Raw genomic sequence first — 21,816 nt, 5'->3', positions numbered from 1 at the left:
CAGCGGAATCTCACGGACGGCGGCGCACCGGAACGGGACGGACGCGGAGCGTCAGACGGCGTCGGAGGCGGAGTGGGAGTGCGAGGAATGGACGTCCGCCTTCACCCTGGCCTGGTCTGCACCGGCCATGGCTTCACGGAACCGTGCGTAGCCCGCGAGCTCGGATATGTCACCCTGTGTGCGGTCGCGTGCCGCCCAGCTGCCCCATATCGCCGCTCCGATCGCGGCGAAGAGCGGAATCAGCAACCACGCCAAAGACGCCATGGGCGTGCCTCCCTACCCCGAAGTACGTTTCGTTGGTGGCTTCAACGCTCGTGCCCGTGGGGGGGTTACGCAAATCGAGGGCGTGTTGCGCGGCCGAACGGGTGCGAGGTTACCGCCTTCCGGGTACCGCTCCCCGACCGGGGGTTCAGCAGGCGCCGACCCACTCCTCCGTGCCGTCGCTGAAGGTCTGGTGCTTCCAGATCGGGACCTCGTGCTTGAGGTCGTCGATCAGCATCCGGGCGGCCTCGAAGGCCTCGCCGCGGTGCGGGCAGGACACGGCGACGACGACGGCCAGGTCGCCCACGGCCAGGTCACCGACGCGGTGCACGGCCGCCAGGGCGCGGACCGGGAACTTGGCCACGACGCGCTCGGCCACGCGGCGCATCTCGGCCTCGGCGGTCGGGTGGCAGGAGTAGCCGAGCGAGTCGACGTCCGCGCCGCTGTCGTGGTTGCGCACCGTGCCGACGAAGAGCGTCGTGCCGCCCGAGGCGTCGTCGCCGACGGCCTGGAAGACCTCGTCGATCGAGAGGGCGGTCTCGCGGATCTGGAGCAGCCGGATCGGGTCCGAAGCGGCCTGCTCACCGGGGTGGTCGAAGTGCGGTGCCATGCCTTCATCGTGCCCTAGCCGCTGACCCGGCGAAATAGCAGATTCGCCCGGGGCGGGCCCGCGGTCTTGGGAGCCTCCTACAGGACGGGGCCCGCGGATGCCCGCGGTCCGCCCGGCGGACGGCACGTGCGGCGCCGCGGGTCCGGTCAGATCCCGCGCCGCTTGCGCGCCAGGCGGACCGCGGCGGCCGCGCCCAGGAGGGCCACCGTCGCGCCCGCCGCCCCGGCCGCGGTGGCGGCGTCCCGGCGGCCCAGCCGGCGGCCGGCGACCGTGTGGCGGCCCGAGACCTCCTGGAGGAGCTCGGCGAGCACCTCCTCGTTGGTCCAGCGCGGCCGCCAGCCCGCCGCGTGCAGCCCGCTGACGCTGACCACCCAGGGGTGCATCGTGTAGGCGAGGTCCCCGGCCGGGGACGGGGTCAGGCCGATCCGGTGCAGCCGGGCCGCGGCGCCCAGGGCGACCGCGGAGGGGAGCTCCATGCGGCGGATGCCGCTCAGCTCCTCGACCTCCTCCTGCTCCAGCCATCCCTCGCAGCCCACGGCCAGCTCGCCCTCGACCTTCTCCAGGGCCGCGTACTCCAGGGCGCTGACCAGGTCGTCCACGTGGCAGAACTGCCAGGTGGGGCGGGATCCCGCCACCACGAGCAGCCGCGGGGACTCGAAGTACCGGGTCAGGGCGGTGTCCGTGCCGCCGACGAGAACGGCCGGGCGGATCACGGTGACGTTCAGTCCGGGGTGCGCGCGGGGGGCCCGGCGGCCGAGGCGCTCGATCTCCAGCAGGTCGCCGACACCGGTCGCCTCGGCGGTGGCCCGCAGCTCGGAGTCCTCGGACAGGGGGATGTCGTTGTCCGGCAGGGCCCCGTAGACCATCGCCGAGGTGCAGAGCACGACCCGGTGCACGCCGGCCGCCGCGGCGGCCGTCAGGACGGTCTGGGTACCGCGCACGTTGTACGCCGTACGGGCCGCCGGGTCCGTCTCCAGGTCGAGGTCCAGCGCGAGGTGGACCACGACGTCCGCGCCGCGCAGCTTCTCGGCGATCGCGGGGTCCCGTACGTCGAGGATGTACCACTGCGCGGCGGCGCAGTCCCCCCGCCGCTCGTCGATGGCGACGACCTGCTTGACCTCGTCGGAGGCGGCCAGGCGGCTCACCAGCGCGGCGCCGACGCCCGAGGCGGCGCCGGTCACGGCGATCACGGGGCTGCGCCGGCGGTCGGCCGCCGGGTTTCGCGGCTGGCGAACGCCGGGGGCGCCGTCACCGTGCTCTGAGCTGTTCTCGTCGTCGGGCATCGCGCGAAACTGCGGATCTGGGGAACTCACCGGGCGTCTCCAGCGGTTGTCTTCAGTAGGGACGCGCCGTGACGCGTGCCCACCAGGTGATGTCCATCCTGCCGCAGCCCAGGAGTCGGCGGAGCACCGAGCCCGGATGCGGGTGCGGTGTCTACGCTGGGTGGTGTTGTCGGACCATTGCCCGTCGGCACCCGCCGGCGGCCCTACGAGCCGAGGAAACCCGTGAGCGACACCCCATTCGGATTCGGCCTTCCGCCGGAGGAGCCGGAGAACGGCGACGAAGGCCAGAAGAAGGGCAACCAGGGCGGTCAGGGCGGCCCGGCGAATCCCTTCGGGTTCCCCGGCATGGGCCTGCCGGGCGGCGCGGGCGCCCCCGGAGCGGACAACCCGTTCGCCGCGATGTTCGGTTCCATGAACCCGAACGACCTCGGTGCCGCCTTCCAGCAGCTCGGCCAGATGCTGAGCTACGAGGGCGGTCCCGTGAACTGGGACATGGCCAAGGACATCGCGCGGCAGACCGTCGCGCAGGGCACCGCGGACGGCGTGAAGGACGCGAGCGTCGGCATCGCCGAGAAGTCCGCCGTCGAGGAGGCCGTGCGCCTCGCCGACCACTGGCTGGACGGTGTGACCTCGCTGCCCTCGGGCGCCACCACGGCCGTGGCCTGGAGCCGCGCCGAGTGGATCGAGGCGACCCTCCCGGTGTGGAAGGAGCTCGTGGACCCGGTCGCGGAGCGGGTCGGTGCGGCCATGGGCAGCGTCCTGCCCGAGGAGATGCAGGCCATGGCGGGCCCGCTGCTCGGCATGATGCGCTCCATGGGCGGCGCCATGTTCGGCCAGCAGATCGGCCAGGCCGTCGGCACCCTCGCGGGCGAGGTCGTCGGCTCGACGGACATCGGCCTGCCGCTGGGCCCGGCCGGGAAGGCCGCACTGCTGCCGCTGAACATCGAGAGCTTCGGCAAGGACCTGGGCGTGCCCTCGGACGAGGTGCGGCTCTACCTGGCCCTGCGCGAGGCGGCGCACGCCCGGCTCTTCGCCCACGTGCCGTGGCTGCGCTCGCACCTGTTCGGCGCGGTCGAGGGCTACGCCCGCGGCATCAAGGTCGACACCTCGAAGCTGGAGGACGTGGTCGGCCAGCTGGACCCGTCCAACCCGGAGCAGTTGCAGGAAGCGCTCCAGGGCGGCATGTTCCAGCCGCAGGACACCCCCGAGCAGAAGGCCGCCCTGGCCCGCCTGGAGACGGCGCTCGCGCTGGTCGAGGGATGGGTCGACGCGGTGGTGCACGAGGCCGCCAAGCCCCGGCTGACCTCGGCGGACGCGATGCGCGAGACCATGCGGCGGCGGCGCGCCTCGGGCGGGCCGGCCGAGCAGACCTTCGCGACGCTCATCGGCCTGGAGCTGCGCCCGCGCCGGCTGCGGGACGCCTCGCGGCTGTGGGCCTCGCTCACCGACGCCCGCGGGGTGGACGGCCGCGACGGCCTGTGGGAGCACCCGGACATGCTGCCGACGGCCTCCGACCTGGACGACCCGGACGGCTTCGTGCACCGCGAGCAGCTGGACTTCTCCGAGATCGACAAGATGCTCGGCGAGGCCGCCGAGAAGCGCGAGCAGGACGGCGACGAGAAGAAGTGAGCCTGCACGAAGACGCGGTCCTCGTCCTGAAGGCGTACGAGGACCAGCCGGAGCTGCGCGATCTCTACCTGGAGCACCTGGCGGCCCACCCGGACGGGGTCTACAAGCCGTGCGGGGCCGGGCACATCACGGGCAGCGCACTGGTGATCGACCCGGTGCGGGGGCGCGTGCTGCTGACGCTGCACAAGAAGCTCGGCATGTGGCTCCAGATGGGCGGCCACTGCGAGCCCGGTGACCGGACCCTCGCCGACGTGGCGCTGCGCGAGGGCCGCGAGGAGTCGGGCATCGTGTCGGGGCTGACCCTGCTGGAGGGCGGACCGGTGCGCCTGGACCGGCACCCGATCCCGGCTCCCTGCCACTGGCACCTGGACGTGCAGTACGCGGCGCTGGCTCCGGCCGGCGCGGTGGCGGAGATCAGCGAGGAGTCCCTGGACCTGCGCTGGTTCCCGTACGAGGAGGTGGCGGCGGTGGCCGACACGTCCGTCGTGCGGCTGCTGGAGGCGACGCTGGCACGGCTCGGCGGCTGAGCGCGCCGACGCGGACGCGGCGAAGGGGCGGTCCCGTGCGGGGCCGCCCCTTCGCCGTGCTCGGAACCGTCAGTTCCAGGCGTTGTTCTGGTTCTGCGCGTGCGAGCCGTGCTGGCCCATGCCGAACTGCGCGGCGACGCCCTGACCGAGCTGGGCGTTCTGCGGCGGCAGCACCTCACTGGGCTGCACCAGCGCGAAGCCGGTGCCGAGGAAGCTCAGCTCCCAGCCCTCGCCGGTGTTGCCGCGCCGCCGCCACACCCCGCTGGAGTGCGTCTGGGCCTGCATCTGCACCCGCAGCGAGGTGGACCAGGCGACGATCGCGTCCGCGTCGACGTTGACGTACTTGTCGGGCGTGACGTGCATCATCAGCGGCTGCCCGGAGGTCATCAGGGCGACCTTGCCGCGGCCGGAGATGTTGAGCTGGTACTTGCCCGAGCCGGAGATGCCGTACTGGCTGTCCACCGCGATGACCTCGGTGTGCAGGGTGGAGTCCAGGGCCAGCACGTAGCTGCTGTCGACCGTGAGGCCGTCCTGGTCCACGTCCACGACGTGCACGTACTGGGCGAGGTTGGCCAGGTAGACCGTGCCCTGCCCGGAGCAGCGCATGAGGTCCAGGCCCTCGCCGGTGCGGCGGCGGGCATTGCGCTGGCTGGTGGTCTGGTACTCGCCGTCGAAGTCGATGAGCCCCTGGTAGGCGACCATCGCGCCCTTGCGGGCGAGTACGTCGTCGGAGCCGGTCAGCGAGACCCGCAGCAGCTGCGGGTTCTGGATGGCGTACCGGTCCTGGGACTGCGCCTCGGCGTGGGCGAAAAGTGCGCTCTGCATGATGTGTCCGCTCCCCCTCAGCCCCGGACCCGGAGCCGGTCGGTGCTGTCCTCGCTGGGCTGTACGACGACGATGCCCTGGCCGGAGAAGGCCATCTGGTAGGCCTCCCCGCTGCCCCGGCCGATCATCGACGAGGCCTTGAAGCTGCGCTTGCCCTTGACCTTGAGATTCGGCGACCAGGCGACGAGCGCGTCGGGGTCGACGTACGTCTCGTCCTCGCCGCGGCCGCAGTCGACCACGATCGGGGTGCCGCGGGAGGTCAGGGCGACCCACCCGGTGCCCGCGATCTGGACGTTGAACAGGCCCTGACCGGCGAACTTGGCCAGCCCCTTGACCCGCTCGACGCCCCACTGGAGGTGGGCGTCGAAGGCGAGCAGGTTGGTGCCGTTGACCGAGAGCGAGTCGTTGTTGAGGTTGATGACGACGACGTCGGCGCCGTAGTCGGCGAGGTAGAGCAGGCCGTCGCCGGTGCACTTCATCAGGGGGGCGCCTTCGCCGGTGACCCACTGCGAGGCCATCTGACGGACGGCCGGCGGGTTGGGCTCGTACTGGACGAAGCCCTCGTAGGCGACCATCGAGCCGGTGCGGGCGAAGAGGTCCTGGCCGCTCTGCATGGCGACCTTGAGCATGGCCCGGCCGTGGTTCTCCATGCGGGCCGTGACGGGGGTCGGGGCGTAGCCCGCGAGTTGCTGGTTCATTGCGTTCATGTCGGGCTCCCTCAGACCTCGTACGGCTGGACGACGATGAAGTTGCCGGGAGCGCCGCGGAACTGGAGGTTCACGGTCTCCCCGCTGTGGCCGGGGTAGGCGTTGCGCCGCAGCCGGACCTGGCTGGAGATGATCACCTGCGAGGCGGAGGACCACGCGACGATGGCGTTGCTGTCCGCGAAGGTGGTCGGGGTGACGGGCAGGACCACCGGGACGCCGTGCGTCTTGACGATCACCGTGCCGGTGCCCTGGAACTGCATGGTGAACAGGGCGCCGCCGGGGATGCCGTGGCCCTCGATGCGGCGGACCTCGTGCTGGAGCGACTCGTCGAAGGCGAGGACGGCCTCGGCGGAGACGCAGATCCCGTCGCCCTGGAGCTCGATGGCGTGCAGGTGGGCGCCGTTCTCCGCGAGGAAGACCTGGCCGCGGCCGGTGCAGCGCATGAGCTGCATCTCCTGGCCGGTGGCGTTGCCGACGATGCGGCCGGCGAAGCCCGCGCCCTTGTAGCTGAAGTCGACCTTGCCCTGGTACAGGACCATGCTGCCCTGGCGGGCGAGGACGGCCTGGCCGCCCATCGCGAGGTCGACCCGCATGAGCTGCTGGTTCTGCGGGGTCCAGCGGGTGCCGGTGGGGGCTTCCTTGTACGGCTGGAGCGCGGCGGCGAGGCCCGCTCCGGCGGCTGCCTGCTGCGGCTGCTGCGCGTACTGCGGCGGCTGCTGGCCGAAGGCGGGCTGCTGCTGCCCGTACGGGGGCGGCTGCTGGCCGGGGACCTGGCCGTAGGAGGGCTGCTGCGGCGGCTGCCCGTAGGGCGCGGGGGCCGGCGCGGGCGGCGGCACCTGACCGTACGAGGGCTGCTGCGGCGGCTGGCCGTAGGGCGCGGGGGCCGGCGGGGCGATCGGCGCGGCCATGGTGGGCGCGGCGTGCACCGGGGCCGGGGCCGCGGGCTGCTGGTACTGCGGCTGGGCGGGGGCGCCGGGAGCGGGCGCGGGCGCGCCGAAGGACGGCGCGGGGGCCGGGGCCTGCGGAGCCTGCTGGGCCGGGGCGCCGAAGGACGGGGCCGGGGCGGCCGCCTGCGGCGGCGGGGCGAATCCGGGCGAGGCGGCGGCCGGGGCCTGCTGCTCCGGCTGCGCGTCCTCGGCGACCTCGCCGCCGAAGTTCCGCAGCAGCGCGTCGAGCCCGCCGTCGAAGCCCTGCCCGACGGCGGCGAAGCGCCACACGTCCTTCAGGTAGAAGTCGCCGAGCATCACGGCCCGCTCGGTGGTGAACTCCGACCCGGTGAAGGCGTACCGGACGACCTCTTCGCCGCCGGCGACGATCCGGATGTAGCCCGGGCCGATCTGCGACATCTGTCCGGCACCGTCGATGGTGGCGGTGAAGGACAGTTTGTGGATGGATGCCGGAATGCGGTCCAGCGTCACCCGGAAGGATTCGGTGTCGCCCGACTGGGCACCGAGTTGCTGAATGGACTCTTCCGGCGACTTCGGCTGATTGAAGAAGACGAAGTAACGGTCGTCCGACAGCTGCTCATTGGCGTCGAGGCCGAAACAGCTGATGTCGAAGGCGAGTCCTGACCCGGAGATCTGGACGCCCACGTACAGATCGGTGCCCGCCGTGAGATCACTGATCTTGGCCTTGTGGCCGCGTTGGAATTCCCTGGCCATACGTACGACCGTCCCCCATCCCGACTGTGAATGCGTGCCGCTCAGGCTAACGGCAACTGCCGACATCCGGCCAAGCCGGTACCGACCCGGTACAAAACACTCTGCGTGACGTGACGGGCGGGCGGCCGGCCCCCGGGCTCATTCCTCGCGGGCGGCGGGGACCTTGGGCAGCCGCTCGGCCGCGACCACGCCCTCCAGGTAGCCGCGGGCCCGCTCGGTGCGCGGGTACGCCTCCAGCAGGGCCCAGAAGCGGGGTCCGTGGCCGGGTACGAGGAGGTGGGCCAGCTCGTGCAGGAGCACGTAGTCGACGACGTACTCGGGCATGCCCTGCAGGCGGTGCGAGAGCCGGATGCTGCCCTCGGCGGGGGTGCAGGAGCCCCAGCGGGTGTTCTGGTTGGTGACCCAGCGGACCGTGCGGGGGCGGGCGCGGCCGTCGAAGTACTGCTCGGACAGCTGTCCGGCGCGCTCGGTGAGCTCCGCGTCCCCGAAGGTGCGTCTGCTCTCCTGGGCGGCCAGCTTGTCGAGCATGACGCCCACCCAGCGCTGCTCCTCGGCCTCGGACATCCGGGCAGGGATGAGCACGACCGTACGGTCACCCTCGCGGTAGGCGGATACGGTCCTGCGGCGGCGCGCGCTCCGGCGGACTTCGACGGCGCGCTGCGGTGGGTCGGCGGACACGCCACGACGGTACCCGTTGGCGGTCGCGGAAGTCCCGCCCGTCCGGGGTTCGAACACGAGGGATTCGCAGCCGATTTCCGGAACTCCATTTCCCTTCACCCTCCTTCACATCTCTTCCTCTCATATGCCTAATACCTCCCACCTGTGGACAAATTTCTGCACGGATTCCGGCGGACGGGCAGTGTTGCGGAAGAGCGGGAAACGGGCGGTGCGCGTGCGCACGGGAAATCGAGGGGGGATCGGACATGTATCCGAAGGTGAAACCGGCGTTGGCGCGGGCCTGGCGGGATCTCGAAACGGTTCAGTTCGGGGTGACACCGGCCCATGCGGTGGTGCTCGGCCCCGTGGACACGGCGACGGGTGCGCTGATCGACCGGATCGACGGGACCCGGGGGATGGACATGCTCCGGGCCGAGTCCTCGGCGATGGGGCTGCCGGACGGCCGGGCCGACGAGGTGGTCAGGACGCTGGCGGGAGCGGGTCTGCTCGACGACGCCACGGCGGGCGGACCGCGGGCCCAGGCCCTGCGGGCGCATCCGGGGACCCTGGAGCGGCTGGGGCCCGACCTGGGTTCGCTGTCCCTGGTCCACCGGGAGCCCGGCGGGGACTTGCGGGGGATGGCCGCGCGCCGGGCGATACGGGTGCGGGTGCGCGGGAGCGGCCGGGTGGGCGCCGTGATCGCCGCGGTCCTGGCGGGAGCCGGCGTGGGCCGGGTCGAAGTGCTCGACGGGGGCCGGGTGGAGGCGGCGGACGTGGCGCCGGGTGGGCTGGACACCGCCGGCGTGGGCCGGCTGCGGGCCGAGTCCGCGCGCAGACTGGTGCGCGGGGCGGCCCCGGGCCGCACCCCGCGGGCCGGGGAGGACGAGGGCGAGGAGCCGGGGCTGGCCCTGGTGGTGGTCGCGCCCCGGGACGGGCTGCACGCCTGGGCCCCCGATCCGGACACCGCGGCCGACTGGGTCGCCGCGGGCATCCCGCACCTGTATGCGGGGGTGTTGGAGGGGACGGGGCTGGTGGGGCCTCTGGTGCTGCCGGGTGCGACGGCGTGCGCGGGGTGCATGGAGCGCGACCGCGTGGACCGGGACGCGGCCTGGCCGAGGATGCTGGTGCAGTGGCGCTCGGCCCACCGCCGCCGCGCGGGCGCGGCATGCGACCTGGGCCTGTCCACGGCGGTGGCCGGGCTGGCCGCGGCCCACGCCCTGTCCTTCCTCGACGGCAAGCTGCCCGCTTCCACGGCCTCCCGCTGGGAGGCGGCTCTGCCCTCCCTCCACTGGGAATCCACCCCGGTTCGAGCCCATCCCGAGTGCCCCTGCGGGGCGGGAGGGCCGATGGAGCAGGAGGGGAGGACACCGGCCGGGAGGGCCATGACAGGATGCGTTGAGGCTGTCGGGTCGGCGGAGCCCGTCCTGTAAATGCCGCTCGCGGCGCAGCTGTCTGGGACCTGGAGGGGCGTATGTCTGATCTTCCCCGGAAGGCGGTCACCCGTACCGTCAAGCTGGCCGCGTTGCCGCTCGGCATCGCCGGTCGGGCCACGTGGGGGCTGGGCAAGCGGATCGGGGGCAAGTCCGCGGAGATCGTGGCGCGCGAGCTCCAGCAGCGCACCGCCGAGCAGTTGTTCCGCACGCTCGGGGAGCTGAAGGGCGGCGCCATGAAATTCGGGCAGGCCCTGTCGGTCTTCGAGTCGGCACTGCCCGAGGAGGTCGCGGGGCCCTACCGGGCCGCGCTGACCAAGCTTCAGGAGGCGGCCCCGCCGCTGCCCGCGGCGACGGTGCACCAGGTGCTGACGGACCGTCTCGGCGCCGACTGGCGGGACCTGTTCGAGGAGTTCGAGGACAAGCCGGCCGCGGCGGCCTCGATCGGGCAGGTGCACCGGGCGGTGTGGCACGACGGCCGGCAGGTGGCCGTCAAGGTGCAGTACCCGGGGGCCGGTGAGGCGCTGCTGTCGGACCTGAAGCAGCTGGGCCGGTTCGCGGGACTGCTCGGTCCGCTGATCCCCGGTATGGAGATCAAGCCGCTGATCAAGGAGTTGCGCGACCGGGTCGCCGAGGAGCTCGACTACGAGCTGGAGGCCGAGGCCCAGCGGACGCATGCGGACGCCTTCGTGGACGACCCGGACGTGGTGGTGCCGGATGTCGTCCACCAGGGCGACCAGGTGCTGGTGACCGAGTGGATGGAAGGGACCCCGCTGTCGGAGGTGATAGCCGACGGCACCCAGGAGGAGCGGGACCGCGCCGGACAGCTGCTGGCCCGGTTCCTGTTCTCCGGTCCCGCGCGCACGGGTCTGCTGCACGCGGACCCGCACCCGGGCAACTTCCGGCTGATACCGGGGGCGGACGGCCGGATGCGGCTGGGCGTCCTGGACTTCGGCACGGTCGACCGGCTGCCCGGGGGCTGGCCGAAGCCCATCGGCAGGTCGCTGCGGATGACGCTCGACGGGGACGCCGAGGGGGTCTACGGCCACCTGTGCGCCGAGGGGTTCGTGAAGGAGTCCATCGAGCTCGACCCCGATGCGGTGCTGGACTATCTGAAGCCGATCATCGAGCCCGCCGAGGCCGAGGAGTTCACCTTCACCCGGCCGTGGCTGCGCGGCCAGGCGGCGCGGATCGCCGATCCCCGCTCCCCCGCGCACCAGTTGGGCCGGCAGATCAATCTGCCGCCCTCGTACCTGCTGATCCACCGCGTGACGCTGAGCACCATCGGGGTGCTGTGCCAGCTGGGCGCGACGGTGCGGCTGCGGGACGAACTGGACACCTGGCTACCGGGGTTCACCTCCGCCGGGTGACGCCGCAGTGCGTCACCACCAGGAGGAGTCGAGTCTGCCCTCGATGGCCCGGAGGTTGGCGCGCGCGCAGTCGACGCAGAAGTACTGTCTGGTCCCGTTCTCCACCGAGCAGGTCCAGGTGGGCGGGATCTCGCCCGGGGCCCTGGTGCCACAGCCCGCGCAGACGACGGGCTGGGTCCCGGGTACCGACGGGCCGGGGTGGGGAGTCGGCTGGTCCACCTCCAGACGATATCCCCGTCCGGGGTGGACCGCCGCGCAACGCACCGGGGGACCGGTCCGTGCGGACCGGTCCCCCGGGTGATGCTGCTTTCAGTTCTCAGTGCATGACGGCCATGGCCAGCGCGCGCCGGGCGCGCATGGAGACGCGCTCGGCTCGCCGCTGCATGCGGCGGGCGGCGACCAGGCGCACGGCGTGACGCTCGGCGTCCGCCTCACGCATGCGGTCGTCCATATGGGCGCGAGCCAGGGCTTCTGGGATGAGTTGCATTTCGCGGGTCCTGTTCTGACGCGAGGTGATCGCGCCGGTGGTGATGAAGTCTGCGTGGGCGGCGCCGTGGGGCTGCTCGCTCGTGATGTGGGCGGTCATGAGGGCCTGCTTCAGGGGGTCGTGCGTCAGGGGGCGGTCGATGGTTCCGATGGCGGTCATGCCGCGACAACCGGGTTCTTGCGCGGACGGCCACGGGGACGCTTGCGGGCGACGACGACACCCTGGACGAAGAGCTCGCCACCCCAGACACCCCAGGGCTCGCGGCGCTCGGTCGCCCCGGCGAGGCAGGCCTCGACCAGCGGGCAGGTGCGGCAGAGCGACTTGGCGTACTCGACGTCGGCCGGGGACTCGGCGAAGAAGACCTCGGGGTCGAAGGTGCGGCAGGGGACGGGCACGCCGAGGTTCTCGATGGCGTCGTCGAGCGCGGTCAGCGCGGTGAGCGGGGTCAAGGTGTGGTCCTCCGGGACTGCGGGCGGGGAGATCAGTTGGGTCTGCGGTACGGACGGGGCGTGCGCTTCGAGTTGCACGGTGGTTTCTTCCTCGTCTTGTTCGGCTAGTCGTTCCGGCCGGTCGGCCGGGTTCGGCTGGTACCTGGTTCTGCCAGTCCCGAGGCCCCTTCGCTCCGTCATCCCCGGTTCGGGGACAAACAGAAGGGCCGCGGATCCCGGGTGGGGTTCCGCGGCCCTGAAGGCGCCGGCCTGATCATGCGATCAGGCTGGATCACTCCAGGGTTCGAGCCCACGGAAGGCCCACATCAGGTGGTGCTGCTGCTTCGTCTGCTTCTTCTGGGATCCGGCACCGGCTGCGGCAGCGAATCCATAGGCGCCATGCGTCTGCGCTTCTGCTGCCAGTACTGCCACCGGTGCCTGGGTCGGTCGCTCGTTGCGCTCACTGACCGGAAGGGTCGCCAGCAGGGCGGGGCGGTCGGCGGAAATCGCGGACACACCGGTACCCAGGAGGGAGACGGAACCGAGCAGGCAGGAGGCATCAACCGAGCGATCGGTCATTTTGGTGAAGGTCATGAAGCTGGTCACTGGTCTCGCCTCCTCTCGGCGTCTCGGGGACTCGGCCCGGAGGCCTGTCCCATGCGTATTCGGATAAGTACAGCACGGATCCAGGGCTTCGGAGAAGCCACCGTTTCCGTTGCTAAGAACCTATGGGTCTTCGCTGGGCATGTGCAAACTATTTTTCCGACGAGTTTCTACGCGTCGTCAGGATGCCCGGCCTCGACCTCCTGACCTGCGCAGATGGCCAGGACCTCGGCCCCGTACCGATCAAGCTTACGGCCACCCACTCCGGAGATCATCGAGAGCTCCCCCTCCTCGGAGGGCGCGGACTCCGCGATCGCCATCAGCGTCTTGTCCGTGAAGACGCAGTAGGCGGGCAGACCTTGCTCCTTCGCCTGGACCGCTCGCCACTCCCGCAGCCGCTCGTAGAGACCTTCGTCCATGTCGGACGGGCAGTCCTCACAGCGCATCAGCTTCAGCTCGCCGGCCTCGGTCAGGGTCTTGCCGCAGACCCGGCACAGCGCCGGACCGCGGCGCCCGCGCCCCCGCGCCCCTCGCTCGGCCTTGGAGCCCGGGCCCGCGCCCGGGGCCGCGGAGCCCGGCCGCAGGCCGTTCAGGAAGCGGCTGGGACGCCTGGAGGCCCGGCCGCCGGGGGCGCGGGAGAGCGCCCAGGAGAGGGTCAGGTGCAGCCGCGCCCGGGTGACGCCGACGTAGAGCAGCCGCCGCTCCTCCTCGACCTGCTCGTCGGTCTTCGCATAGGTGATCGGCATCATGCCGTCGGTGAGGCCGACGAGGAACACGGCGTCCCACTCCAGGCCCTTCGCCGCGTGCAGCGAGGCCAGGGTGACGCCCTGGACGGTCGGGGCGTGCTGGGCGGCCTTGCGCTCCTCCAGCTCGACCGTGAGGTCGGCCAGCGTGGCCCCGGGCCGGGCGCGGGCGAAGTCCTCGGCGAGCCGGACCAGCGCGGCCAGCGATTCCCACTGGTCGCGCACGGCGCCGGAGCCGGCGGGCGGCTCGGCGGTCCAGCCCGTGGAGCTGAGCACCGCCCGGACCTGGGAGCCCAGCTCCACGACGTCGTCGAGCAGCGGGTCGTTCCCGCCGGAGCGGGCGGCTCCGCGCAGCGCGAGGATCGCCTTCTGGACCTCCTGGCGCTCGAAGAACCGCTCGGCTCCGCGCAGCTGGTAGGGGACCCCGGCGTCGGCGAGGGCCTGCTCGTAGACCTCGGACTGGGCGTTGATGCGGTAGAGCACGGCGATCTCGCCGGCCGGGACGCCCGCGGCGATCAGGTCCCGGATCCGGTGGGCGACGCCCTCGGCCTCGGCGGGCTCGTCCGCGTACTCCGCGTAGACCGGGTCGGGGCCGGTCTCGCGCTGCGAGATCAGCTCCAGCCGGTGCTCGGCGGCCCGGCCCCTGGCCTGGTTCAGCAGCCCGTTGGCGAGGTGCACCACCTGCGGGGTGGAGCGGTAGTCGCGGACCAGCTTGACCACGGTGGCCTGTGGGTAGCGCGTGCGGAAGTTCAGCAGGTGGTCCGGGGTGGCGCCGGTGAAGGAGTAGATGGTCTGGCTGGCGTCGCCGACGACGCAGAGGCTGTCGCGCTCGCCGAGCCACAGGTCCAGCAGCCGCTGCTGGAGCGGGCTGACGTCCTGGTACTCGTCGACGACGAAGTGCTGGTACTGGGAGCGGATCTGCTCGGCGATGTCGTGGCGGTCCTGCAGGATCCCGACGGTCAGGAGCAGCACGTCCTCGAAGTCGATCATGCCGCGGTCGCGCTTGAGCTGCTCGTACGTCCCGTAGATCTGGGCGATCTCGGCCAGGTCCCGCGGAGCCTCGCGGCCGGACTTGAGGGCGGCCACCGGGTAGTCCGCGGGCACGGTCTGGGTGACTTTCGCCCACTCGATCTCGCCCGTGACGTCGCGCAGCTCGTTGCGGTCGAGGCGGATGCGGCAGCGCGCGCCCGCCTCGGCGACGAACTGGATCTTGCGCTCCAGCAGCCGGGGCACGTCCCCGCCGACCGCCCTGGGCCAGAAGTACTGGAGCTGGCGAAGGGCGGCGGAGTGGAAGGTGCGGGCCTGGACCCCGCCGGCGCCCAGGGTGCGCAGGCGTCCGCGCATCTCGCCCGCGGCGCGGTTGGTGAAGGTGACGGCGAGCACACTGGCCGGCATGAGCTGCCCGGACCGGACGCCGTAGGCGATCCGGTGGGTGATCGCGCGGGTCTTGCCGGTACCGGCGCCCGCCAGCACGCACACCGGCCCGCGCAGGGTCGTCGCGACCTCGCGCTGCTCCGGGTCGAGACCCAGGAGCACCGCGTCGGCCGAGTCGGCGGAGGCGGGGCCACCCGGGAACGATGAGGAGTGCGTTGCTGCTGTCACCCCGCCATGCTGCCAGGTCGCGTGGGCCGGGCGGGAAATCTGTCCACAGGCGGTGCCAATACGTCATATCAGTCACACCGGCGGTGCGGACGGGCACGGACGGGAATGGCCGTGGAGTCGCGTACGTTCGAGTACTCGGACCACCGAGCCTTCACGAAGGAGAGCGCAGCATGCAGGACACGGGCACCGTCACGATGTACAGCACGACCTGGTGCGGCTACTGCCGTCGGCTGAAGACCCAGCTGGACCGGGAAGGCATCGCGTACAACGAGATCAACATCGAGCTCGACCCGGAGTCCGCCGCGTTCGTGGAGAAGGCCAACGGCGGCAACCAGACGGTTCCCACCGTGCTCGTGAAGTCCTCCGCGGGCAACGAGTCCGTCATGACGAACCCCTCGCTCGCCCAGGTCAAGCAGGCTCTCGCCGTCTGATCGGGCCCCTCGACGCGACAGCAGAAGGCCCCCGCCGAGGCGGGGGCCTTCTGCTGTGACGGACGTTACGCCGCGGCCTTCGGCAGCGGCTCGCCGTACCAGAGCTCGACCAGCCGGGCGGCGATCGAGATGCCCGACGGCGGCAGCACCTCGCCCGAGGCGAACGCCGCGCGCAGCTCCTCGCGGGAGAACCAGCGGGCCTCCTGGATCTCCTCGCCGTCCACCGTGATCTCGGAGGTGGTGGCGCGGGCCGTGAAGCCCAGCATCAGGCTGTACGGGAAGGGCCACGGCTGGCTGGCCACGTACTCGACCTTCCCGACCCGGACGCCCGCCTCCTCCCACACCTCGCGGACGACGGACTGCTCTATCGACTCGCCCGGCTCCACGAACCCGGCGAGCGTGGAGAAGCGGCCCTCCGGCCAGTGCACCTGGCGGCCCAGCAGCGCGCGGTCGTGCTCGTCCGTGACGAGCATGATCACGGCCGGGTCGGTGCGCGGGTAGTGCTCGGCGCCGCAGCCCGGGCAGCGGCGGATGTGCCCGGCGGCCGCGACCACCGTGCGCTCCCCGCAGCGGGAGCAGAAGCGGTGCATCCGCTGCCAGTTCTCCAGCGCCACCGCGTTCACCATCAGCCCGGCGTCGCGGTCGTTCAGCAGCAGTCCGGCCTCGCGCAGGCCGGCCGGGCGGGCCGACTGGTCGATGCGGCCGGGCAGGGAGTCCTTCTGCAGCGCGAAGTACCGTACGCCGTCCTCGTCGGTGCCCAGGAAGTAGCGGTGGGTCTCGGTGACCGGGGCCTCGAAGGCCGGGGTCATCACGATGCCGGTGCCGCCGTCCGGGGTGTCGTCGATCAGGACCTGGCCCCCGGAGACGACGAAGACGCGGGTCGTCGGGTGGCTCCAGGCCGCGGCGAGCCACGCCTCGTCGAGACGGTGGTGCGCGGCGCGGTCGATCCCGCTGGGCGCGGCGAGCGAAAGAGGCCGCTCGGTGAGAGGGCGCTCGGTATGGGTGCTCACAGGTACTTCCAACTCCCCCGGTGGTGGGACAGGCAGGCTCGGTACGACAGGTGTGTGCGGCGGGTCAGGCGGTGGTGCGGGGGGCGGCGGCCAGGTCTCCCCAGAGGTAGGCGGTCGCCTCGACGCCCTTGAGCAGCAGGTCCAGCTCGACCTTCTCGTTCGGCGCGTGCCAGCCGTCGGACGGTACCGAAATGCCGAGGAAGAGGACGGGCGCGTCCAGGACGTCCTGCAGGTCCGCGGCGGGGCCGGAGCCGCCCTCCCGTGTGAAGCGGATCTTCTGGCCGAAGGCGCGGCCCATGGCCCGTACGACGGACTGCAGGGCCGGGTGGTCCAGCGGGGTCAGGCACGGGCGGGTCGGTGCGCCGAAGGTGATGGAGTGCCGGATCCCGTCGGGGATCCCGGCCGCGACCCAGTCCCTGACGGCGGCCTCGACCTCGTAGGGGTCCTGCCCGGACACCAGGCGGAAGGACAGCTTCAGGTGGGCGGAGGCGGGCACGATGGTCTTGCCGCCGGGGCCCTGGTAGCCGCCGCCGATGCCGTTGACCTCGGCCGTGGGCCGGGCCCAGACGCGCTCCAGGGTGGAGTACCCGGCCTCGCCCGCGGCCGCGTGGGACCTGGCCGTGCGCAGCCACTCGGACTCGTCGAAGGGCAGCTCGGCGATGAGCGCGCGCTCCGCGTCGGTGAGCTCGGCGACGTTGTCGTAGAAGCCCGGGATCATGACCCGGCCGTCGGCGTCGTGCAGGGCCGCGACCAGGCGTGCGGCGGCGGTGGCCGGATTGGGCACGGCCCCGCCGAAGGCACCGGAGTGGATGTCCTGGTCCGGGCCGTGGAAGTCGATCTCGCAGTCGGCGACGCCGCGCATGCCGGTGCAGACGGTGGGGGTGGTCTCGGACCACATGCCGGTGTCGGAGACGATCACGACGTCGGCGGCGAGCTCGGCGGCGCGGGCCTCGACGAGGGCGCGGAAGTTCGGGGAGCCGGACTCCTCCTCGCCCTCGATGAGGAGCTTGAGGTGCACGGCGGGAGCGGCGGCTCCGGTGGCGGCCAGGTGGGCCCGGACACCGAGGGTGTGGAAGAACACCTGCCCCTTGTCGTCGGCGGCGCCCCGCGCGTACATCCGGCCGTCCTGGACGACCGGCTCGAACGGGTCGGTGTGCCACCCGTCGGCGAGCGCGGCGGGCTGCACGTCGTGGTGCCCGTACACGAGGACCGTGGGGGCGTCCGGGTCCTCGCTCGGCCAGTGCGCGAAGACGGCGGGCGCGCCGGGGGTCTCCCAGACCTCGGCGACCGGGAAGCCGGTCTCCTTGAGCTTGGCCGCGAGCCATTCGGCGCTGCGGCGTACGTCGCCCGCGTGCTCGGGCTGGGCCGACACGGAGGGAATGCGGAGCCACTCGGCGAGGTCGTCGAGGAAGGCGGCGCGGTGCGTGTCGATGTACGTACGGACGACGTTGTCCGGCGGGGTGTCGCTCATGCCCCGAGCCTAGCTGTCCGCCTGATGGTCACCGTCCGGGTCCGATTCGCCTTGGAGGATCCGCTCAAGGCGGGCGCGGTCGGGGAGGTTGCGGGGGCGGATCACGCGGCCGCTGCGCACGTGCAGGAAGGCGGCGGTGACCCGGTCGAGCGGGGTGTTCGTGGCCTCCGCCCAGGCCACGCGGTAGACGGCGAGCTGGAGCGGGTCGGCCTCGGTGGTCCGGCCGGTCTTCCAGTCGACGATCTCGTACGAGCCGTCCGGGTTCCTGTAGACGGCGTCGATCCGGCCGCGGACGACCCGGCCGGCGAGGGTGAGCTGGACCGGGGCCTCCATGCGGTGGGGAGGCCGGTCCGCGTACGGGCTGCGCTCGAAGGCGGCCTTGAGGGAGTCGAGGTCGGCCTCGTCGGCGATCTCCTGGTCGGAGGCGGCGCCGGGCAGGTCGGTGACGGGGTCCAGGACGTCGAGGAACGGCAGCGGCAGCTCGTCGAAGCGGGACTCGACCCAGGCGTGGAACCGGGTGCCCTGGCGGGCGGCGGGCTGCGGGGGCCGCGGCATGGGGCGGGCGAGGTCGCGCACGAAGCCCTGCTCGTCGGCGGCGAGCCGGAGCAGCTGGCTGGCGGACAGGGCGGAGGGCAGCTCGACGTCCCGGACGGCCGCGCGGGCACGGCGGAGCTCACCCTCGAGGGCGTCGAGATCGCGGTCCCAGGAGGCGACGGCCCGCGCTTCTTCCGGAACGAGGTCGCCTCCGGCGGGGGCGTGCCGCGGGGTCCGGCCGGGCGCCGCCGGGTCGGCGGCCCAGGCCTCGTCGGCCCAGGAGGTCCCCCCGGCGGGTACGCCCGCCCCCGGGCGCGGGGTCGGCGCAGCCGCGCCGGAGCCGGTGGTGGCCTCCACGGCCCACAGGTCGTCGCCCTCGGGGAGGGGCTGCTCCCCGGCGGGTACGCCGGCCCCCGCGGCGGGGGTGGCCGGGGTGGGTTCGTCCCCCGCCCCGGCCCTTCCCGAGACCGGGGCGCTGCCCCGGGGCCCGTGGGGGGCGGGCGTGGTCTCGTCGCCCCCGGGCAGGGCCTCGGCCGCCCAGGGGTCGTCGAAGCCCGTCCCGGAGACACCGGCCGTCCCGTGCCCCGGGCGTGCCCGGGCTTCACCGGACCAGGGGTCGTCGGAGTCCGGGCCGGCGGTCTCGGCCGGCCCGGCGGGGCGCCGGGTCCCCGGGGATGCCCAGGCTTCGCCCGCCCAGGGGTCGTCGAAGTCCGGCCCCGCGGCGGCGGCCGCGGCGGGGTGGTGGTGTGCGGGGGCCTGCGGCGGCCGGGCTTCGCCGGACCGGGCTGCGGTTGCGGGCCTCGTGGCGGCCGGAGCGGTACCGGGGCCGTCGGCGCGGCCCGAGGGCCGGGTGCCGTCGGCCGGGGCCGTGGGCTGCGCGGGCCGTGTGGCGGCCGGGGCCTCCTGGGGCCGGGGGCCGTCGGCGGGGTCCGGCTCCCAGGGGTCCTCGTCCGGCCACGGCTCCTCGCAGTCCGGGGGCCACAGGTAGGAGTCGTCCTCCTGCGGCGGCGGGGCCGCGAGGTAGGACTCGACCAGGGCGGCCGCCGCGCGGCGCAGGGTGAGGGAGTACGGGTCGAGCGGGAGGGGCCAGGAGTGGTCCGGGGTGGATTCGCCGGACAGCGCCGGGTTCTCGGCGGTGGGGTCGGGCTCGTCCGCCCAGGCCTCGATCTCGCCGAAACCGGCCGCGCAGTGCTCGTACAGCTCCTGCAGGAACTGCGACGGGCCGCGGCGCTTCTTCTGGCTCGGCCCCCACCAGTGGCCCGAGGCCAGCAGCAGGGAACGCGGCCGGGTGAAGGTCACGTAGCCGAGGCGGAGCTCCTCCACCGACTTGTGCTGCTTGAGCGCGGCCTTGAAGGACTTCAGCCCGGCCGAGGTCCAGGCCGGATCCACGGGCAGGGTGGGGGCGTCGCCGCGGAGCGCGTACGGGAGCACCTTCGCGTACGAGGTCCAGGCCTCCGGCGGCTTCTCCTTCGGGAAGGCCCCCGCGCACAGGTCCGGGACCACCACCACGTCCCACTCCAGGCCCTTGGACTTGTGGGCGGTGAGCACCTTGACCGTGTTCTCGCCGCCGGGCAGGGAGTGGTCCAGGCCCTTCTCGTACTGGGCGGCCGTGCGCAGGAACGCCAGGAAGGCCAGCAGCGTGGCCTCGCCGTCCAGGGCGGCGAAACCGGCCGCCACGTCCATGAAGTTCGACAGCGTCTCGCGGCGGCGGGCCGCCAGCGCGTGCGGGGAGGCCGACAGCTCCACCTCCAGGCCGGTGGCGGTCAGCACCCGGTGCAGCACGTCCATCAGCGGGTCCGCGAGGGAGCGCCGCAGGTCGCGCAGCTCCTGGGCGAGGTGCGCGAAGCGGACCCGGGCCTCCGCCGAGAAGGGGAGGTCGTCCGGGGCCTGTCCGGCGCCGTCGAGGAAGGTCTCCAGGGCGTCGGCCAGGGACACGATCTCGGCCGGGTCCACGCCCTCCACGGCCGCCTCCAGCCGCTCGTCCGGGTCGGTCCCGGCGGGCGAGCGGCCCACCAGGAGCCGCGCCCGGCGGCCCAGCAGGGCCAGGTCGCGCGCGCCGATCCGCCAGCGCGGGCCGATCAGGAGCCGGACCAGGGAGGCGTTGGCGCCGGGGTCCTGGAGGACCTCGCAGACGGCGACGAGGTCGGCGACCTCGGGCAGGTGCAGCAGCCCGGAGAGGCCGACGACCTCCACCGGCACGTCCCGGTCCACCAGCACGGCCTGGATCTGCGCGAAGTCCCCGGCGGACCGGCACAGGACGGCGATCTCGCGCGGCTCCGTCCCGGTGCGGACCAGGTGGGCGACGGAGTCGGCGAGCCAGTCGAGCTCCTGCGCGTGGGTCTCCAGCAGGGCGCACCGGACCTGCCCGGCGGCCTCCGCGCCCGGCGCCGGACGCAGCGCCTCGACGCCCTCGTGCATGGCGCGCAGCGGGGCGGCGAGGCCGTTGGCCAGGTCCAGCAGGCGGCCGCCGCTGCGCCGGTTCTCGCTGAGGGAGAGCCGGGTGGCGGGGCTGCCGTCGGCGTGCGGGAAGTGCTCCGGGAAGTCGTCGAGGTTGGCGACGGAGGCCCCGCGCCAGCCGTAGATCGCCTGGCAGGGGTCGCCGACGGCGGTCACGGCATGGCCGGAGCCCGCGCCGAAGAGGCCGGACAGCAGCAGCCGCTGCGCGACGGAGGTGTCCTGGTACTCGTCGAGCAGGACCACCCGGAACTCCTCGCGCAGCAGCGCGCCCACCTCGGGCCGGGTGGTGGCGAGCTGCGCGGAGAGGGCTATCTGGTCGCTGAAGTCGAAGAGGTCGCGGGAGCGCTTGGCGGCGCGGTAGCGGACGACCAGTTCGAGCAGTTCGAGGCGGCCGCGCACGGCCTCCGGGACCTTGCGGAGGTCTTCGTTGGTGAGCTTGGTGCCGGCGAGCACGTCGAGCAGGCCGGTGTCGTACAGGCGCAGCCGCTCGGGCTCGACCAGGTGCTCGGAGAGCTCCCCGTCGAGCGCGAGGAGGTCGCCGACCAGGTCGGGGACGGACTTGGTGAGCGAGGGGTACGGGCCGGGGGCCTCGCGCAGCACCTTCGCGGCGAGCTGGAAGCGGGTGGCGTCGGCGAGCAGGCGGGAGCTGGGCTCCAGGCCGATGCGCAGGCCGTGGTCCTTCAGGAGCTGTCCGGCGAAGGCGTGGTACGTGGAGATGCGCGGCTCGCCGCCGGCCGCGTCGGCGTCGGCCGGGGACGGGTCGGGGTCGGTGATGCCGGCCCGCGCGAGGGCCTTGCGCACGCGCTCGGACAGCTCTCCGGCGGCCTTGTTCGTGAAGGTCAGGCCGAGCACCTGCTCGGGCGCGACCGCGCCGGTGCCGACGAGCCAGACCACGCGGGCGGCCATGACGGTGGTCTTGCCGGATCCGGCGCCCGCGACGACGACCTGCGGGGCGGGCGGGGCGGTGACACAGGCCATCTGCTCGGGCGTGAAAGGGATCCCGAGGAGCTCCTTGAGCTGCTCGGGGTCGGAGAGGGCGGGCGGACGCGCGGGCACCCAAAAAGGCTAGCCGCCCCCACCGACAACCCCG

General features: G+C 73.1%; 20 protein-coding genes. 5 read left to right on the top strand and 15 right to left on the bottom strand.

Going from position 1 to position 21,816, the window contains the following annotated elements; genetic code table 11:
- Positions 1-51: 51 nt before the first annotated feature.
- From ACWGE1_RS14960 to ACWGE1_RS14950, 3 genes are all read right to left on the bottom strand, one after another.
- Positions 52-264 carry a hypothetical protein gene (locus tag ACWGE1_RS14960; RefSeq protein ID WP_453420914.1) on the bottom strand — a complete coding sequence of 71 codons (213 nt, stop codon included), beginning with the start codon at positions 262-264 and terminating at the stop codon, positions 52-54.
- Between the two features lie 145 nt (positions 265-409).
- Positions 410-871, bottom strand: a complete 462-nt coding sequence (locus tag ACWGE1_RS14955) for a molybdenum cofactor biosynthesis protein MoaE (RefSeq protein ID WP_030010759.1) — start codon at positions 869-871, stop codon at positions 410-412.
- A 146-nt stretch (positions 872-1,017) separates the two neighbouring features.
- On the bottom strand, positions 1,018-2,184 hold the full coding sequence (locus ACWGE1_RS14950) for an SDR family oxidoreductase (RefSeq protein ID WP_453420913.1): 1,167 nt from the start codon (positions 2,182-2,184) through the stop codon (positions 1,018-1,020).
- Positions 2,185-2,376: 192 nt separating this feature from the next.
- Here ACWGE1_RS14950 and ACWGE1_RS14945 point away from each other — a divergent pair, with 192 nt between their 5' ends.
- Positions 2,377-3,783, top strand: coding sequence for a zinc-dependent metalloprotease (locus ACWGE1_RS14945; protein WP_453420912.1), 1,407 nt, complete (start codon positions 2,377-2,379; stop codon positions 3,781-3,783).
- A complete protein-coding gene (locus ACWGE1_RS14940; RefSeq protein WP_453420911.1) occupies positions 3,780-4,310 on the top strand; it encodes an NUDIX hydrolase in 531 nt (176 codons plus the stop codon). Before ACWGE1_RS14945 ends, ACWGE1_RS14940 begins: the two co-directional genes overlap by 4 nt.
- Positions 4,311-4,379: 69 nt before the next feature.
- On the opposite strand, the gene ACWGE1_RS14935 is transcribed toward ACWGE1_RS14940, so the two are convergent.
- The 4 genes from ACWGE1_RS14935 to ACWGE1_RS14920 form a co-directional block, all read right to left on the bottom strand.
- Positions 4,380-5,135, bottom strand: a complete 756-nt coding sequence (locus ACWGE1_RS14935; RefSeq protein WP_453420910.1) for an AIM24 family protein — start codon at positions 5,133-5,135, stop codon at positions 4,380-4,382.
- A 17-nt stretch (positions 5,136-5,152) separates the two neighbouring features.
- Positions 5,153-5,833: an AIM24 family protein gene (locus ACWGE1_RS14930; protein ID WP_327419403.1), complete on the bottom strand. Its 681-nt coding sequence runs from the start codon at positions 5,831-5,833 to the stop codon at positions 5,153-5,155.
- Between the two features lie 20 nt (positions 5,834-5,853).
- Entirely contained in the window at positions 5,854-7,503 is a 1,650-nt protein-coding gene (locus ACWGE1_RS14925; protein ID WP_453420909.1) for a TerD family protein, read from the bottom strand.
- A gap of 138 nt (positions 7,504-7,641) precedes the next feature.
- A complete protein-coding gene (locus ACWGE1_RS14920; protein ID WP_453420908.1) occupies positions 7,642-8,181 on the bottom strand; it encodes a M48 metallopeptidase family protein in 540 nt (179 codons plus the stop codon).
- A 245-nt stretch (positions 8,182-8,426) separates the two neighbouring features.
- Between ACWGE1_RS14920 and ACWGE1_RS14915 the strand changes: the two genes are divergently transcribed.
- Together ACWGE1_RS14915 and ACWGE1_RS14910 are read left to right on the top strand one after the other, a co-directional pair.
- Positions 8,427-9,590 carry a ThiF family adenylyltransferase gene (locus ACWGE1_RS14915; protein ID WP_453420907.1) on the top strand — a complete coding sequence of 388 codons (1,164 nt, stop codon included), beginning with the start codon at positions 8,427-8,429 and terminating at the stop codon, positions 9,588-9,590.
- 41 nt (positions 9,591-9,631) lie between these two features.
- Positions 9,632-10,960, top strand: a complete 1,329-nt coding sequence (locus ACWGE1_RS14910) for an ABC1 kinase family protein (protein WP_453420906.1) — start codon at positions 9,632-9,634, stop codon at positions 10,958-10,960.
- 12 nt (positions 10,961-10,972) lie between these two features.
- Here ACWGE1_RS14910 and ACWGE1_RS14905 read toward each other — a convergent pair whose 3' ends face one another.
- The 5 genes from ACWGE1_RS14905 to ACWGE1_RS14885 all read right to left on the bottom strand — a co-directional run bounded on the left by ACWGE1_RS14905 (position 10,973) and on the right by ACWGE1_RS14885 (position 14,823).
- On the bottom strand, positions 10,973-11,179 hold the full coding sequence (locus tag ACWGE1_RS14905) for a hypothetical protein (protein WP_453420905.1): 207 nt from the start codon (positions 11,177-11,179) through the stop codon (positions 10,973-10,975).
- A gap of 97 nt (positions 11,180-11,276) precedes the next feature.
- Entirely contained in the window at positions 11,277-11,606 is a 330-nt protein-coding gene (locus tag ACWGE1_RS14900) for a hypothetical protein (RefSeq protein WP_453420904.1), read from the bottom strand.
- Entirely contained in the window at positions 11,603-11,974 is a 372-nt protein-coding gene (locus tag ACWGE1_RS14895; RefSeq protein ID WP_453420903.1) for a WhiB family transcriptional regulator, read from the bottom strand. The genes ACWGE1_RS14900 and ACWGE1_RS14895 overlap by 4 nt, the downstream gene beginning before the upstream one ends.
- A 183-nt stretch (positions 11,975-12,157) precedes the next feature.
- The gene (locus ACWGE1_RS14890; RefSeq protein ID WP_453420902.1) at positions 12,158-12,481 is read right to left on the bottom strand and encodes a hypothetical protein; all 324 of its coding nucleotides are present in this window, start codon (positions 12,479-12,481) and stop codon (positions 12,158-12,160) included.
- Positions 12,482-12,648: 167 nt separating this feature from the next.
- Entirely contained in the window at positions 12,649-14,823 is a 2,175-nt protein-coding gene (locus ACWGE1_RS14885) for an ATP-dependent DNA helicase UvrD2 (RefSeq protein WP_453420901.1), read from the bottom strand.
- 170 nt (positions 14,824-14,993) lie between these two features.
- Between ACWGE1_RS14885 and ACWGE1_RS14880 the strand changes: the two genes are divergently transcribed.
- The gene (locus ACWGE1_RS14880; RefSeq protein ID WP_031151539.1) at positions 14,994-15,254 is read left to right on the top strand and encodes a mycoredoxin; all 261 of its coding nucleotides are present in this window, start codon (positions 14,994-14,996) and stop codon (positions 15,252-15,254) included.
- Positions 15,255-15,319: 65 nt separating this feature from the next.
- Here the strand turns inward: ACWGE1_RS14880 and nudC are convergent, their stop codons facing one another.
- Genes nudC through ACWGE1_RS14865 form a run of 3 tightly spaced genes read right to left on the bottom strand, consistent with a single transcriptional unit; the run spans position 15,320 to position 21,782 of the window.
- Positions 15,320-16,276, bottom strand: a complete 957-nt coding sequence (nudC, locus tag ACWGE1_RS14875) for an NAD(+) diphosphatase (RefSeq protein ID WP_453420900.1) — start codon at positions 16,274-16,276, stop codon at positions 15,320-15,322.
- Between the two features lie 52 nt (positions 16,277-16,328).
- A complete protein-coding gene (locus ACWGE1_RS14870; RefSeq protein WP_453420899.1) occupies positions 16,329-17,735 on the bottom strand; it encodes a dipeptidase in 1,407 nt (468 codons plus the stop codon).
- Between the two features lie 9 nt (positions 17,736-17,744).
- Positions 17,745-21,782, bottom strand: coding sequence for a UvrD-helicase domain-containing protein (locus ACWGE1_RS14865; RefSeq protein WP_453420898.1), 4,038 nt, complete (start codon positions 21,780-21,782; stop codon positions 17,745-17,747).
- Between the last annotated feature and the right edge of the window lie 34 nt (positions 21,783-21,816).

The organism is Streptomyces sp. NPDC054932 (assembly GCF_053610205.1).
The sequence above is the reverse complement of the archived record's forward strand: the minus strand, read 5'-3'. Positions and strand labels throughout refer to the sequence as shown.